This window comes from Bradyrhizobium sp. CCBAU 25338 (assembly GCF_028128965.1).
Classification (GTDB): domain Bacteria; phylum Pseudomonadota; class Alphaproteobacteria; order Rhizobiales; family Xanthobacteraceae; genus Bradyrhizobium; species Bradyrhizobium liaoningense.
On the sequence record NZ_LFKY01000042.1, the window covers coordinates 106,628 to 120,686 of the forward strand.

Annotated in this window: 14 protein-coding genes; 7 read left to right on the forward strand and 7 right to left on the reverse strand. The window is 65.7% G+C overall.

The features are described from left to right. The first annotated feature begins 42 nt into the window (after window positions 1–42). Complete coding sequence (locus ACM42_RS30220; protein WP_271532238.1) at window positions 43–1,371, forward strand: MFS transporter; 1,329 nt, start codon at window positions 43–45, stop codon at window positions 1,369–1,371. A gap of 200 nt (window positions 1,372–1,571) precedes the next feature. On the opposite strand, the gene ACM42_RS30225 is transcribed toward ACM42_RS30220, so the two are convergent. Together ACM42_RS30225 and ACM42_RS30230 are read right to left on the reverse strand one after the other, a co-directional pair. Beyond that, a complete protein-coding gene (locus ACM42_RS30225) occupies window positions 1,572–2,963 on the reverse strand; it encodes a M48 family metalloprotease (protein WP_271531264.1) in 1,392 nt (463 codons plus the stop codon). 138 nt (window positions 2,964–3,101) lie between these two features. Further along, complete coding sequence (locus tag ACM42_RS30230; RefSeq protein WP_442868956.1) at window positions 3,102–3,872, reverse strand: thermonuclease family protein; 771 nt, start codon at window positions 3,870–3,872, stop codon at window positions 3,102–3,104. 279 nt (window positions 3,873–4,151) lie between these two features. Here ACM42_RS30230 and ACM42_RS30235 point away from each other — a divergent pair, with 279 nt between their 5' ends. The 3 genes from ACM42_RS30235 (at window position 4,152) to ACM42_RS30245 (ending at window position 7,041) form a co-directional block, all read left to right on the forward strand. Continuing rightward, window positions 4,152–5,357, forward strand: a complete 1,206-nt coding sequence (locus ACM42_RS30235; protein ID WP_035694624.1) for an ABC transporter substrate-binding protein — start codon at window positions 4,152–4,154, stop codon at window positions 5,355–5,357. A 137-nt stretch (window positions 5,358–5,494) separates the two neighbouring features. Further along, on the forward strand, window positions 5,495–6,286 hold the full coding sequence (locus ACM42_RS30240) for an enoyl-CoA hydratase (RefSeq protein ID WP_271531265.1): 792 nt from the start codon (window positions 5,495–5,497) through the stop codon (window positions 6,284–6,286). 2 nt (window positions 6,287–6,288) lie between these two features. Beyond that, window positions 6,289–7,041 carry a hypothetical protein gene (locus ACM42_RS30245; RefSeq protein ID WP_271531266.1) on the forward strand — a complete coding sequence of 251 codons (753 nt, stop codon included), beginning with the start codon at window positions 6,289–6,291 and terminating at the stop codon, window positions 7,039–7,041. Between the two features lie 198 nt (window positions 7,042–7,239). Here the strand turns inward: ACM42_RS30245 and ACM42_RS30250 are convergent, their stop codons facing one another. The 3 genes from ACM42_RS30250 to ACM42_RS30260 form a co-directional block, all read right to left on the reverse strand. Further along, on the reverse strand, window positions 7,240–8,052 hold the full coding sequence (locus tag ACM42_RS30250; RefSeq protein ID WP_271531267.1) for an enoyl-CoA hydratase/isomerase family protein: 813 nt from the start codon (window positions 8,050–8,052) through the stop codon (window positions 7,240–7,242). Between the two features lie 196 nt (window positions 8,053–8,248). Then, complete coding sequence (locus tag ACM42_RS30255) at window positions 8,249–9,409, reverse strand: acyl-CoA dehydrogenase family protein (protein ID WP_271531268.1); 1,161 nt, start codon at window positions 9,407–9,409, stop codon at window positions 8,249–8,251. Window positions 9,410–9,427: 18 nt separating this feature from the next. Further along, window positions 9,428–10,489 carry an acyl-CoA dehydrogenase family protein gene (locus ACM42_RS30260; RefSeq protein ID WP_271531269.1) on the reverse strand — a complete coding sequence of 354 codons (1,062 nt, stop codon included), beginning with the start codon at window positions 10,487–10,489 and terminating at the stop codon, window positions 9,428–9,430. A 247-nt stretch (window positions 10,490–10,736) separates the two neighbouring features. Here ACM42_RS30260 and ACM42_RS30265 point away from each other — a divergent pair, with 247 nt between their 5' ends. Further along, window positions 10,737–11,522: an SDR family NAD(P)-dependent oxidoreductase gene (locus ACM42_RS30265; protein ID WP_271531270.1), complete on the forward strand. Its 786-nt coding sequence runs from the start codon at window positions 10,737–10,739 to the stop codon at window positions 11,520–11,522. A 173-nt stretch (window positions 11,523–11,695) separates the two neighbouring features. On the opposite strand, the gene ACM42_RS30270 is transcribed toward ACM42_RS30265, so the two are convergent. Both ACM42_RS30270 and ACM42_RS30275 read right to left on the reverse strand, forming a co-directional pair. Beyond that, the gene (locus ACM42_RS30270) at window positions 11,696–11,968 is read right to left on the reverse strand and encodes a GlsB/YeaQ/YmgE family stress response membrane protein (protein WP_271531271.1); all 273 of its coding nucleotides are present in this window, start codon (window positions 11,966–11,968) and stop codon (window positions 11,696–11,698) included. 90 nt (window positions 11,969–12,058) lie between these two features. Continuing rightward, a complete protein-coding gene (locus tag ACM42_RS30275; RefSeq protein ID WP_271531272.1) occupies window positions 12,059–12,637 on the reverse strand; it encodes a YidB family protein in 579 nt (192 codons plus the stop codon). Window positions 12,638–12,804: 167 nt separating this feature from the next. On the opposite strand from ACM42_RS30275, the gene ACM42_RS30280 reads away from it, so the two are divergent. Next, window positions 12,805–13,809, forward strand: a complete 1,005-nt coding sequence (locus ACM42_RS30280) for a 2-dehydropantoate 2-reductase (protein WP_271531273.1) — start codon at window positions 12,805–12,807, stop codon at window positions 13,807–13,809. A gap of 18 nt (window positions 13,810–13,827) precedes the next feature. Beyond that, window positions 13,828–14,043, forward strand: a complete 216-nt coding sequence (locus ACM42_RS30285; RefSeq protein WP_271531274.1) for a hypothetical protein — start codon at window positions 13,828–13,830, stop codon at window positions 14,041–14,043. Window positions 14,044–14,059 lie beyond the last annotated feature (16 nt).

Here is a 14,059-nt window from a genome sequence, read left to right on the forward strand (position 1 = left end):
CGGGCGGTCGGCTTTGGTTTTCAGGACGTTAAGGGCGCACGAATGGCGACGGCACAGACCCCCGCAATGGCAGACCTCCACACGGGCGAGCACGGCCACGACCAGGCCAGTCCCGGCGAGATCGCCATCGGCGTCATCATCGGCCGCACCTCGGAATTCTTCGACTTCTTCGTCTTCGCGATCGCCTCGGTGATCGTGTTCCCGCGCCTGGTGTTTCCGTTCGCGAGCGAACTGACCGGCACCCTTTATTCCTTCATGATCTTCGCGCTGGCCTTCATGGCCCGGCCCATCGGCACCGTCATTTTCATGACGATTGACCGGGCGTACGGCAAGACGGCGAAGCTGATCTCGGCGCTGTTCCTGCTCGGCACCGCCACCGTCGCGCTAGCGTTCCTGCCCGGCTATCAGGAGATCGGCGTCGCCGCGATCTGGCTGCTGGCGCTGGCGCGCATCGCGCAGGGTCTGGCCTGGGGCGGCGCCTGGGACGGCATGGCTTCGCTGCTGGCGCTGAACGCCCCGCCCTCCCAGCGCGGCTGGTACGCGATGGTGCCGCAGCTCGGCGCCCCGCTCGGGCTGATCGTGGCGAGCGCGCTGTTCGCCTATTTCGCCGGCAATCTTTCCGCGGATGATTTCTTCGACTGGGGCTGGCGCTATCCGTTCTTCGTCGCCTTCGCCATCAACGTCGTGGCGCTGTTCGCGCGCCTGCGCATGGTGACGACGGAAGAATACGCCACGCTGTTCGAGACCCGCGAATTGCAGCCCTCGCGCATCTCCGAGACTGTCGCGCGCGAAGGCCAGAACATCATGCTCGGTGCGTTCGCGCCGCTGGCGAGTTTCGCGCTGTTCCACATGGTCACGGTGTTTCCGTTGTCCTGGGTGTTCCTGTTCACCCGCGAGAGCCCGGTGCGCTTCCTGATCATCGAGATCGTCGCCGCCGTGTTCGGCGTTGCCGCGATCGTGATCTCCGGCATCATCGCCGACCGCGTCGGCCGCAAATCGCTGCTGATGGGATCGGCGATCGCGATCGCGATCTACAGCGGCTTCGCGCCGCAATTGCTCGATGCCGGCGCGTTCGGCGAAACTATCTACATGGTGATCGGCTTCATCCTGCTCGGCCTCTCCTTCGGCCAGTCCTCCGGCGCGATCGCCTCGAACTTCCGGCAGACGTACCGTTACACGGCTTCGGCATTGACCTCGGACATGGCCTGGCTGTTCGGCGCCGGCTTTGCCCCGCTGGTGGCGCTGCTGCTCGCCACCAATCTCGGCGTCATCGCTTCGGGTGCGTATCTGCTCTCGGGCGCGTTCTGGACGCTGCTCGCGCTCTGGCTCAGCGGCCAGCGCGAGGCGGGCGACATGGACGCCGGGCGTTAAGGTCCAAGCGGTCGCCGCATCATAGGTGTCTTAGGGTGGGCAAAGGCGCATCGCGCCGTGCCCACCATCTTTCAGCGATTGCGATAGAGAGCTGGTGGGCACGCTGACGCTTTGCCCACCCTACGGCAGCGAAGCTTGTGGCTCCAGATCGCGGGTTCGCTGCTCAAGCGCGCCGCGGGATGACGTACGCTTGGCGCACGTCAATCCGCCACGATCTTCACGCGATCGCGCACCTTCACCTGCGCGGTGCGATCGAGGCCGTTCAGCACGCGGAAGCGCTCGGCGGGATGATCGACGCCGGCCATGCGGTGGGAGAGCGATTCCACGGTGTCGCCGGGCTGCACGGTGATGACCTTGATGCGCAGCGGCCGCGCGGCCTGGATCTCGTCGAGTGTGAGGCGGCGGAACGAGTTGACGGTCTCGCGCGCGTTGCGCTCACTCTCGGTCGATTTCTGCCGTGTCGCGAAGATGAAGCGATAGACGTCGCTGCCGAAGCGCAGCGCATAGACCTTGAACTGCCACTGATCGCCCTTGGCGGTGGCGGACGCCGCCGGAAAACCGTTGATCGTGATATCCTCGGTCGACGCCTTCTCGACGCCCTCCATCCAGCCCGAATTCAGATAGTCGCCGAGCGACTGTTCGGCCGGCACGCGCACCACGTCGAAGCGCATCGCCTGCGCGCCGCCCTCGCGCACGCCGATCACGGCCTGCGCGGTGTTGTCGAGCGTGAAATTGTCCGGCGCCTGGAAGGTGAAGCCGAGCTTCGGATGCAGGAAACGTCGGCCGCGGACGAAACCTTCGCTGGGATCTTCGCCATAGACGAGGTTGTCGATCGCGGAGAGATAGCTTTCGCGGTCGCGCTCGGCGCCCTCCGGCGCCGTGTATTGCCGCGCGATATTCTGCGCGTTCTGCACGCGCTCCGGGGTTGCCGGGTGTGACGAGGTGAAATCCTGCGCGCGCGGATCGAGCGAGCTCTTGCCGGCCTTCAACTCGGCATTGCGCTCCATCGCCGAGAGGAAGCGCGCCGCGCCATAGGGATCGAAATGTGCCTTGGCGGAAATGCCGACCCCGATGCCGTCGGCCTCGATCTCCTGCTTGCGCGAGAAACTCGCCATGGTGAGCTTGGTCTTGGCCAGCGCGAGCGCGGTGAGATCGGGATCGTTGCTCATGTCGGTGACGACGCGGGTGACGATCGCGGCCTGGCGGGCCTGGTCCTCGCGCATCGCGGCGTGCTTGGACAGCACATGCGCCATCTCGTGGCTGAGCACGGAAGACAATTCGGAGGTGTCGCTGGCGAGCGCGAGCAGGCCGCGCGTGACGTAGAGCTGGCCGTTCGGCAGCGCGAACGCGTTCACCGCGCCGGAATTGAGGATGGTGACCTTGTAGCCCTGGTCGGGACGGTCGGAGGCCGCCACCAGCCGGTCGACGGTCTTGCTGACCAGCGCCTCGAGCCTGGGATCGTCATAGGTGCCGCCATAGCTCGCCAGGATGCGCTCGTGCTCCTTCTCGGTGGCGGGGGTTTGTGCCACGGCGGGCTTCGGCTTCGGCAGCACGACGGTCGCCGGGGCCGCCGCGGTCTGGAACCGGCCCATATCGCCACAACCGGCGAGAGCAGCCGTGCCCAGAACAAGGCACAGCGCGGCCGGCGCCGCCCGCAGGCGGCGGCGTTCACTCCGTACGTGCCGTTCTAGCACCCCATCCACGTCGCTTAACCCGTGCCTGGCCTGATCTTAAGGCCTTACCCCTGTCGGCTCGTTTGCGCCCAGCAACTCGACCTGCCCCACGAGGCGCACCTCGATGCGCGGCCCCGTACTCCCCTCAACCCAGCCCCGAACTCGAATACGCCGATTCTCCAAGGACTTAAGGCTGATACCGGCGCCTTCGAACGCCGGCAGCGTGCGCTTTGAAATAGTCACGGCAAAGCCACGTGTCCAGTTCCGTCCGAAGTTGAGGTAGGTCGTTGCCCCAGCTTGCCGGACCGACAGGACTTTACCCTCGACCACCGTAAAACGCCCGATCTCGGCCAAAATATCGTCCGGACTTTCCGCGTTTTTTATGGCCGACGGGTCAGCCCAGCTGCCCATTTTTTGGCGCCGTGCCGCGGCTTCTGACGCCATCAGGGAGGCCGCGCAGTCCTTGTCCGCGATTTCGGCGGAGACCATGGCGTCGCCCCGGGCGAGCAGCGTCGCCTGCACCGGGGTGTCGCTTCCGCCGACGAAGACCAGCGCGCCCTGGCGGCCGTAGCGATCGGGCGTGTCGTCAGCGCTTCGCAGCGTCACGTCGCGGCCGGAGAGCAGCGATGCCAGCGCCTGCTTCGTCGCCGCTGTCGGCTCGATCCCGCTAAGGCGAATTTCGCGGCCGTCGTCGAGACGCACGCTGCGCGCATCGACGATCGCGGCAACGCGGCCTTCGTCCTGGGATTCGAACTGGCACGGATTGGCGAGCGCGGTGCTTCTCGCGACGAGAAGACATGCGACGATGAGATGAAGCAGTCGCGTCACGTGACCCGGAGAGGTTGCGTTGCGGGCGGATCATAACTCAAGCGTCGTGAGCCGCGAAGAGTCTTCCTCGCAAGGACGGCGCGGAGGCGCATTTCCGCATCTCACCATTCCGCTTTGCGGAAAACGCGCGCGGCAATCGTGTGCTCTCAACACCCGCGTGCGTGCTGCGCTGTTGCGCATGCGGCAGGATTGCGGCAATAGCGATAGCGAACAGCTATAGCCAAGAGCAATAACCAAGCCGCCATCAGAGTACGGCGCGATAAAGGGAGATCGTTTTCGATGAAGAGACTTTTGCCTAGCATTTTTGCTGCCGCTTTTGCATTGAGTGCAAGCGCGGCGCAGGCCCAGGACAAGCCGCCGCTGAAGATCGGCGGCATCCTCGACATGTCGAGCCTGTATGCCGACATCACCGGTCCCGGCAGCGAGACTGCGGCCAAAATGGCCGTCGAGGATTTCGGTGGCGAGGTGCTGGGGCGCAAGATCCAGGTGCTGGCGGCCGACCATCTCAACAAGGCAGATCTCTCCGCCAACATCGCCCGCGACATGCTCGACAACCAGGGCGTCGAGATGATCTACGACGTCGCGGCCTCCGCGACCGCGCTAGCCGCCGGTGAGATCGCGAAAGCGCGCAACAAGATTATCATGTTCAACGGCCCGGGCTCGATCCGTCTCACCAACGAGGCCTGCGGTCCCTACACCGTGCACTACGTGTTCGACACCTACGGCCAGGCCAACGTGACCGGCCTTGCGGCTGTGAAGTCCGGTCTCGACACCTGGTTCTTCCTCACCGCCGACTACGCCTTCGGCCAGGACCTGGAGAAGGACACCGGCAGCGTCGTGACGAAGACCGGCGGAAAGGTGCTCGGCAGCGTGCGCCATCCGCTCAACACGTCGGATTTCTCCTCGTTCCTGCTGCAGGCCCAGGCTTCCAAAGCCAAGGTCATCGGGCTCGCCAATGCCGGCGGCGACACCGTCAACGCGATCAAGCAGGCGGCCGAGTTCGGCATCACCAAGGGCGGGCAGAAGGTCTCGCCGCTGCTCGCCTTCGTCTCCGATATCGATTCGATCGGGCTCGAGACCGCGCAGGGCCTGTTGCTGGCCGAGGCGTTCTACTGGGACCTCAACGACGACACGCGCGCCTTCTCGAAGCGCTTCATGGAGCGCACCAAGCGGGTGCCGACCTCGGCGCAGGCCGGTGTCTATTCCTCCGTCACACACTACCTGAAGGCCGTGAAGGCGGCCGGCACGACCGACGCCGCGGCGGTGATCAAGGTGATGAAGGAGACGCCGATCAACGACTTCTTCGCCAAGAATGGCAAGATCCGCGAGGACGGCCGCATGATCCACGACATGTATCTGTTCGAGGTGAAGAAGCCGTCGGAGTCCAAGGGCCGCTGGGACGACTACAAGCTGCTCGCCACAGTGCCCGGTGCGGAGGCGTTCCAGCCGCTCGAGCAGTCGCGCTGCCCGCTGGTGAAGAAGTGACGCGAAGCGTCATCCCGGGGCTCGCGTAGCGAGAACCCGGGATCCATCGGGCGGCAGCGACGATCGAAGAATGGATTCCGGGCTCGCGACTTCATCGCGCCCCGGAACGACACAACAAACAACAAGGGAGACGCCCTGTGAGCAACGACATGGTCCTGCAAAAGCTCGAAGGCGGGCTGCTCACCATCACGATGAACCGCCCGGAGCGGAAGAACGCGCTCAACCCTGACATGGTCGCCGGGCTGGTCGAAGCGGCGCGGCGCGCGGCTGACGATCCCGAGGTGCGGGCGGTGCTGTTCAAGGGGGCCGGCGGCTCCTTCTGCGTCGGCGGCGACGTCAAGTCGATGGCGGCAGGCCGCGCACCGCTGCCGTTCGAGCAGAAGCTTGCGAATCTGCGCCGCGGCATGGAGGTCTCGCGCATCCTGCATCAGATGCCGAAGCCCGTGGTGGCGCAGCTCGATGGCGCCGCGGCCGGCGCGGGCCTGTCGATGGCGCTGTCCTGCGACCTGCGCATCGCCTCCGAATCCTGCAAGATCACCACCGCCTTCGCCAAGGTCGGATTCTCCGGCGATTACGGCGGGACCTATTTCCTGACCCAACTGCTCGGCAGCGCGCGGGCGCGGGAGCTCTATCTGATGTCTCCGGTGCTCACGGCCAGGGAAGCGCATGCGATCGGCATGGTGACCAGGGTCGTGCCGGACGCCGAGATCGATGCCGCCGCCCACGAGCTCGCGCTGTCGCTGGCGCAGGGCCCGTCGATCGCGCTCGGCTTCATCAAGCGCAACATCAACAATGCCGAGCACTTGCCGTTGGAAGACTGCTTTGACGGCGAGGCAATCCATCACACCCGCTGCGGCGACACCGAGGATCACAAGGAGGCCGCCAAGGCCTTCGTCGAGAAGCGCAAGCCGACCTTCAGGGGCGCATGACGATGGCGCCCTATATGCGGCTGCGGCAGATCTGTCTGGTCGCGCCGCAGCTCGCGCCCGTGATCTCGGACATCGCGGAGATCATGGGCCTTTCCGTCTGCTATCGCGACGGCAATGTCGCCAAATATGGCCTGGAGAACGCGCTGCTCCCGGTCGATACGATTCTGCTGGAGGTGGTTGCGCCGTTCAAGGAGGGCACCACGGCCGGCCGCTTCATCGCGAAGACCGGCGGCCGCGGCGGCTACATGGCGATCTTCTGCTGCAACGATCCGGACGAGCGCGGCCGCAACGCCAACGCGCTCGGCGTGCGCACCGCCAACGTCATCGACCATGCGCCCTATCACGGCGTGCAGCTCCACCCGCGCGACTGCCGCGCCGCCTTCATCGAGTTCAACCACACTGAAGGCAGCGACGACATTCTGGGCCCCTATCCGCCGGCGGGACCCGACTGGCAAAAATTCATCCGCAAGGATGTGACGCAGGCGCTCACAATCGTGGAGATGCAGAGCCCGGACCCGGTGGGGCTGGCGCAGCATTGGGGAAAGATCATCGGTATTGCGCCGAGCGGCGATGCCGAACTGAAGTTGCCGAACGCAACCTTCCGCTTCGTCAAGGGCGCCAGCGAGATCATGAGCGCGCTGGAGTTTCGCGTGGCTGATGCTGCACGTGTGCTGCATGCGGCGCGAGCGAAAGGGCACGCGGTCGCAGGGAATGAGTTCCTGCTGGGCGGCGTGACGTTCCGGCTTGTGGTTTGAGCTCTTGCCGCAAACACCGCTGTCGTCCCGGACAAGCGAAGCGCAGATCCGGGACCCATAAGGACGCGGTTATGATGCGGGATGACAACTCCGGGACTTCGCCAAACTCCTCTCTGTGGTTATGGGGCCCCGCCGTCGCGGGGACGACAGGGTTGGTTGTGCGCGATGTCAAAGTGATACGGCGGGATCCCGCCGCGATCACCGCCCTTTGAAATTCGCCGCGCGCCGCTCTTCCGTGGCCTTCACGCCTTCCTTGAAATCTTCCGTCGCCCGCAACCTGGTCTGCTCGGCGAGCTCGTGATTGGTCGCGGCCAAGACGCGGTCGGCGAGGCCATTGCGCATCGTGGCGCGGGTCGAGAGCAGGCCGAGCGGGGAGCATTCGGCGATCTCGCCGGCGAGCTTCATCGCGGCCGATTTCACCTGGTCCTGCGGCACCAGCTCATTGGCGAGGCCCCATTTGTAGGCTTCCTCGCCGGTGACGCGGCGGCTGGTGTAGAACATCAGCTCGGCATTGTTCTTGCCGATCAGCTCGGGCAGCGTCACGGTCAGGCCGAAGCCGGGATGAAAGCCGAGCTTGGTGAAGTTCGCGGAGAAGCGCGCCTCGGGGCAGGTGACGCGGAAATCGGCCGACACCGCGAGCCCGAGTCCGCCGCCGATGGCCGCGCCTTGCACGGCGGCAACGATCGGCTTCTTGGCGCGGAAGATACGCACCGCCTGGATGTAGAGATGGTTGATCGAGCCGAGGCTGTCGGCCGGATCGCCCTTCTTGTCGGCTTCGCGCGCCTCCTGCGCCTGCCGCGCCGGATCGCCGAAATTCGCGCCCGCGCAGAACGCCTTGCCCTGTGCCGACAGAACCGAGGCGCGGATCTCGATGTCGCGGTCGAACTCTTCGAGCGCATCCGCGATCTGGTTGATCAGGGAGATGTCGAAGAAGTTCAGCGGCGGGCGGCGGATCTCGATGGTGCCGACATGCCCGACCTTCTCGACGCCGATATCTTTGTAGGTGCTCATTCTTTGCCTCCCGTAACTCGATGTATCCGTAGCGAAGAACCACCTCTCCCAAGGGGAGAGGTCGGCGCGCAGCGCCGGGTGAGGGGTTTCACTCCCTCGGTGAAGCCCAGCCCCTCACCCGATTTGCTGGCGCAAATCGACCTCTCCCTATGGGAGAGGTGATCGGAGCGAGCCGCGATAGCGTCGTCCATGCGCGTTAGCGCAAACCAAGTCCGCGGGCGATGATGCCGCGCAGCACCTCGGTGGTGCCACCCTGAATGGTGAGTTTCGGTGCGGTCTTGATGGCGAAGTCGAGCTGCCGCTCCAGCGTCTCGCGATTGCTCGCGGTCTCCTCGACGAAAGCGGCGAGGTCGCGCACGCGGTGCGGCAGCTGCTGCTCCCAGACCGTGCCGATGTCCTTGACGATGGACGCTTCGACCACCGGCTCCTTGCCGGCTTCCAGCATGCCGGCAACCGAGACCGACATGCGCCGCATGGTGTGGAGTTGCGCCACCAGCCGGCCAATGCCCTCGGCGCTGCGCGTGTCGGGATTGGGACCGACTGCGCGGACGAGCTCGGTCAGCACGTAGTAGGTTTCCAGGAAGCGCTCGGGGCCCGAGCGCTCGTAGGCGAGCTCCGAGGTCGCCTGCTTCCAGGCGCCGTCGACCTCGCCGAGCACGTGATCGTCGGGGATGAAATGGTCGGTGAAGACGACCTCGTTGAACTCGTATTGGCCGGTGATCTGGCCGATCGGGTTCACTTTGATACCGGGCTGCTTCATCTTGACCAGGAACTGCGTCAGGCCGTGGCGGCGGTTCTCCTTGGTCGGCGGCGAGGTCCGGAAGATCGCGATCATGTAGTCGGCGATGTGCGCCGACGAGGTCCAGATCTTGGTGCCGTTGATGAGATAGCCGCCGTCGGTCTTGGTCGCGCGCGTCTTTGCCGCGAACAGGTCGGAGCCCGAGTTCGGCTCGCTCATGCCGATGGCAAAGCAGATCTCGCCGCGGCAGATGCGCGGCAGGATATCCATCTTGATGTGCTCGGGCGCGTATTTCAGCAGCACGGGCCCGCTCTGGCGGTCGGCGACGAAGAAGCGTCGCGTCGGCGCGTTGGCGACGCGCATCTCCTCGGTCACGACGTAGCGTTCGAGGAAGGAGCGTTCCTGCCCGCCATATTTCTTCGGCCAGGTCATCCCCAGCCAGCCCTTGGCGCCGACGCGGCGGGAGAACTCCGGCGCGTCGGTGTCTTCGCGGTTGGGCTTGTGCGGATCGAAGGTACCGGCGGCGATTTCCTCGGCGAGGAAGGCGCGCACTTCCTTGCGGAGCTGTTCGCACTTCTCCGGCAGGCGGATCGGATCGAAACGGAGGGCAGCGGTCATTGTTGTCTCGTCTCCTGATCAGCGCGACGCCACGAGCGGCCACAATTCGTCGGCGCCGCGGTTTGCGACCAGCTTGCCGAGCTCGACGGCCCAGTAGCTTTCCGAGCCGAAATCGTCGCGCCAGGCCAGCGCGCGCAGCGAATAGCGGTGCAGAATGTGCTCCATGGTGAAGCCGATCGCGCCGTGGACCTGATGCGCGATGCCGCCGCCTTTCTCGGCGGCTTCCGCGCAGCGGATCTTGGCGGAGGCGGCTTCGAGATAGACCTCGTCGTTGAAGGATCTTGCGTTGGCGATCGCGTCGGCGGCCGATGTCGCCGCCGCGAGCGCCGCGGCGGACTCGCCGGCAAGGCGCGCGAGATTGTGCTGCACCGCCTGGAATTTCGAGATCTTCTTCTCGAAGGCGACGCGCTCGTTGGAATAGCGCACGGAGATATCGAGCATCGATTCCAATGCACCGGCAATCTGGAGGCTGCGTGCGACGCCGCCCATCAGCATCAGCGTGGTCTGGTCGAAGCCCTTCGGCGCGGGTTTGATGATGATGGGCTGGACCTTGTCGAGCGTCACGGTGTCGCTGTGGTCGTAGCCGACATTGAGGCCGGCCTCGATCCGCGCCTTGGCCGCATCGACCAGCGCGATGGAAACACCGTCCTTGCCGTGTGCCAGCACCGCGAAGTGCTTCGCTGTCTTCGCGAACGGCACGCCGCGGGCACGGCCGGAGAGCGCGCCATCGGCATCGAGGCTGATGCGGTCCTTCGGCGAAGCCGGCAGCAACGTCATCTCGCCTTCGGGCGAGGAGATCCTGGCCTGCGCCAGCAGCCACCCCGCCAGCATGGTCTCGGCCAGCGGCACCGCGACCGCGAAACGGCCGGCGGCGTTCAGCAGCGCAAAGCCATCGGCAAGGCTCGCGCCGGAGCCGCCGAGATCATCGGGCACCCAGGACAATGGCAGGCCCGCCTCGCTCAGCGCCCGCCACAGCGGCGCCTGCCACGAATCCTTCTTGTCGTTGTTGATGGTTTGCGGATCGGCGAGATCGGCGAAGATTTTCTCCGCTGTCTCGACGACGATATTGTCACTCTCCACAGCGTTCCCCGTGTCTTGCCATTGGCGCGTCCCGTTCCGTAGGCGGGTGCGCGCTCTCTTCTTGCGCCCGATGATCGGAAAAAGCCATGGCCCTGACAAGCGTTGACCGCAGGTCAACCTGCGGCGCGGGCATGGGCGCAAGGGCCCATGGGAGGCTAATTCCGCTTAGCGGAGTTTGCTCGATTTGCAGGGCGCGGCAAACTCGCTAAAGAGGACGCCAACGTCAGAACAGGGGAAGGAATTCGGGATGGCAAAGGACAGTCTGTGCGCAATCGTGACGGGATCGGCGTCCGGCCTCGGCGCGGCGACCGCGGAGATTCTCGCGCGGAGCGGGGCGCGGCTCGTCATCAACTATTCGTCGAGCCAGAAGGAAGCCGAGGCCACGGCCGACCTCTGCCGCAAGGCCGGCGCCGCAGAGGTCCTGGTCGCGCAGGGCGACGTTTCCAAGGATGAGGATTGCCGCAAGATCGTCGCGGCAGCCAGCGGATGGGGCCGGCTCGACGTGCTCGTCAACAATGCCGGCACCACCAAGCATGTGGCTCACGCCGATCTCGACGGATTGTCGGCGGAAGATTTCCAGCGGGTCTACGGCGTCAACACCATCGGTCCGTTCCAGATGGTGCGCGCGGCGCGCAGTCTGCTCGAGGCGGGCGCGAAGGCTTCGGGGCGTCCCTCCGCGGTGGTCAACGTGTCCTCGGTCGCCGGCATCAGCGGCGTCGGCTCGTCGATCGCGTACGCCGCGAGCAAGGGCGCACTCAACACCATGACGTTGTCGCTGTCGCGTGCGCTGGCGCCGCTGATCCGCGTCAACACGGTGTGCCCCGGCTATATCGACACGCCCTGGTTCACCAAAGGCCGCGGCGAGGCAGGGGCCAAGCAGGTGCGCGATAGCGTTGTCGCAAAGGTGCCGCTGAAGGTCGCCTCGCGCGCAGAAGACATCGCGCAACTCGTCTGCTTCCTGGCGATGCCGGCCTCCAGCAACATGACCGGCGAGGTCGTGCGCATGGATGCGGGGATGCATCTGATTACGTGAGATCGCGCTCCAATCTCCGCTGTCATCCCCGCGAACGCGGGGATCCATAACCACAGGGAGTAGTTTGGCCAAGATTCGCAGTTGTCAATCTTCGCCAAACTCCTCCCTGTGGTTATAGGTCCCGGATCTGCGCGCGCTTGGGGCGCGCTTGTCCGGGACGACACCGAATGTGCTCACCCCTTGATCACGCCCCTCGCCACCAGCCGGTGCCAGATGAACAGCACCACCACCGCGCCGATCGTGGCCATGATGAAGCCAGCGCCCTGGTCGGGGCTGTAATGGCCGATGGCCTGGCCGACGAAGGTTGCCAGAAATGCGCCGGCGATGCCGAGGATGGTTGTGAGGATGAAGCCGCTCGGACTGTTTGGTCCCGGCGCCAGCCAGCGCGCGATGAGGCCGGCGACGAAGCCGACGACGATGATCCACAGCAGGCCGCCTATGCTCATGAGTGTGCTCCCCTTCCCGAGAACGCCTCGAGCATGATCCGGAGAAGTGTGTCGCGGTTCTCCGAATAGATCATGCTCAGACCAAGAACTTCAGATCCTGCCCGAGAGTTCGTTCTCGTTCGGCAGCCGGCCGTCCGGCGTCAGATGGTCGACCACCTGCGGCAGATATTGGCTGAGGCCGGAGAGCAGTTCCTCGCGTGACAGGCCGCTCTGGGCGGACAGGCTGTCGATCTGGTCGGCGCCGAGTGCGCTGGCGAGATCGCCGGGCGCGATCGGCTTGTTCTCGCCCTTGCCGACCCAGGAATTCGCGGCATCGCCGTGGCCGCTCTGCTGGAGCTGGTTGAGGAGATCGCCGAGCCCGCCGCTGAGCACGGTGCCGGCCGCGCCGCCCGCAAGCAGGCCGCCGAGGCCACCTTTGAGCAAATCGCCGAGACCGCCGCCGGGGCCGCCCGCATTTGCCTGCGTCGGAGGCGGCAGCGGCGACCGCGGCTGCGGGGCAGGCGCCGCGCCGGGCTGGCCTGCCGTCAAATGCTTGAATGCCTTCCAGGCGAGCAGGCCGAGCAGCGCCATGGTCATCGGCGACATGCCGCCGGAGGATTTCTCGGAGCTCGGTGTGCTCGGGCCGCGCGGGCCGTTCTGCATGCCATTGAGGACGTCGAGTAGACCCATGGTGCTCTCCTTTGGCGCCTGGTTCGGCGAGCGCTCGCCGCTGACTGCCCCCGGGGCGAAAACATATGGGGCACGCATGACCGTTACAAGTCGGATGCACCGCGATTGGTTGCCGGCCTGGCCTCTGCTATCGAAGGCGGGCCGTTCAGGTTGAGCAAGGCGAGGTTATGACAAATCGACCGATCGTAGTCGCCGGCGCGGGCGCCATCGGCTGTTTCGTCGGCGGCATGCTGGCGGCCGCCGGCCGCCGCGTCGCGCTCCTGGTGCGGCCGCGGGTGAAGACCGAGATCGAACGGTTCGGCCTGCTTCTGACCGATTTCGACGGCTCCGAGAAGAGGCTTGGCGCGGGGCAACTGGCGCTATCGGAGGATCCCTCGATCTTCCACAGCGCAGGCATCGTGCTGGTCACGGTGAAGAGCGCCGACACCGCCGCTGTTGCCGAGCAGATCGCGCAGCATGCGCCTGAGGATGCCGTCATCGTCTCGCTTCAGAACGGCGTCGGCAACGTCGCCGTGCTGCGCGAGCGGCTCGGCGGCCGCCGCGTGCTGGCCGGCATGGTGCCGTTCAACGTGATCGCGATGGGCGAGGGCCGCTTCCACCGCTCGACCTCCGGCGACATTCATATTGGGGAGGATGCGGAGAACACGGCCGGGAAGCTCTCGGTCGCCGGCCTCACGATGCGCGCGAGCAGCGACATCACCGGGGTGCAATGGGGCAAGCTGATCATCAATCTGAACAATGCGCTCAGCGCGTTGTCGGACTTGCCGCTCGCCGCGCAACTGGCGAACCGCGACTGGCGCAGATTGTTCGCCGACCAGATGGCCGAGGGGCTCGCCGCGCTGAAGGCGGCCGGCATCACGCCGGTCTCGGCGACGCCGATCCCGATGAGGTGGTCTCCGGCCTTGCTGCGGCTGCCCGATGCGATCTTCAAAGCGATCCTGGGACGCACGATGAAGATCGATCCCGAGGCGCGCTCCTCGATGTGGCAGGATCTGAAGCAGGGCCGCAGGACCGAGATCGACTATCTCCAGGGCGCAGTCATCGCGCTCGCCGAGCGGAACAATGTCAGCGTGCCGCTGATGCGCCGCATTGTTGCGCTGATCAAGGAGGCTGAGACGGCCGGCAACGGCCCGCCGCGGCTGACGCCGCAGCAGATTCGCGGATCGGCGTGAGTGCCAAGGAGGAACGCGATGAAGCGTGGTTTGATGATCGGGCTTGCAATGGCCGCGCTTTGCGCCGCATCGACGCTCGCCTACGCCAGGCCACCGACGGTCATGAACTCGCCCGGCTATGACAGGCGATTGCAGGAGAGCCGCAAGGAGTTGGGTGGTTCGATGGCCATAACGGAGCCCGCGACTGCGCCCGCGGTCAAGCCGAAGCGCGGCAAGAAGAAGCGCACGAACTGACGCTCCACGCTGAATC

Excerpts from the sequence above, each read along its gene's own strand:
- ACM42_RS30220 (WP_271532238.1), top strand. The coding sequence starts at position 43 with ATGGCGACGGCACAGACCCCCGCAATGGCAGACCTCCACACGGGCGAG.
- ACM42_RS30225 (WP_271531264.1), bottom strand. The coding sequence starts at position 2,963 with ATGGGCCGGTTCCAGACCGCGGCGGCCCCGGCGACCGTCGTGCTGCCG.
- ACM42_RS30235 (WP_035694624.1), top strand. The coding sequence starts at position 4,152 with ATGAAGAGACTTTTGCCTAGCATTTTTGCTGCCGCTTTTGCATTGAGT.
- ACM42_RS30245 (WP_271531266.1), top strand. The coding sequence starts at position 6,289 with ATGGCGCCCTATATGCGGCTGCGGCAGATCTGTCTGGTCGCGCCGCAG.
- ACM42_RS30250 (WP_271531267.1), bottom strand. The coding sequence starts at position 8,052 with ATGAGCACCTACAAAGATATCGGCGTCGAGAAGGTCGGGCATGTCGGC.
- ACM42_RS30255 (WP_271531268.1), bottom strand. The coding sequence starts at position 9,409 with ATGACCGCTGCCCTCCGTTTCGATCCGATCCGCCTGCCGGAGAAGTGC.
- ACM42_RS30265 (WP_271531270.1), top strand. The coding sequence starts at position 10,737 with ATGGCAAAGGACAGTCTGTGCGCAATCGTGACGGGATCGGCGTCCGGC.
- ACM42_RS30270 (WP_271531271.1), bottom strand. The coding sequence starts at position 11,968 with ATGAGCATAGGCGGCCTGCTGTGGATCATCGTCGTCGGCTTCGTCGCC.
- ACM42_RS30275 (WP_271531272.1), bottom strand. The coding sequence starts at position 12,637 with ATGGGTCTACTCGACGTCCTCAATGGCATGCAGAACGGCCCGCGCGGC.
- ACM42_RS30280 (WP_271531273.1), top strand. The coding sequence starts at position 12,805 with ATGACAAATCGACCGATCGTAGTCGCCGGCGCGGGCGCCATCGGCTGT.
- ACM42_RS30285 (WP_271531274.1), top strand. The coding sequence starts at position 13,828 with ATGAAGCGTGGTTTGATGATCGGGCTTGCAATGGCCGCGCTTTGCGCC.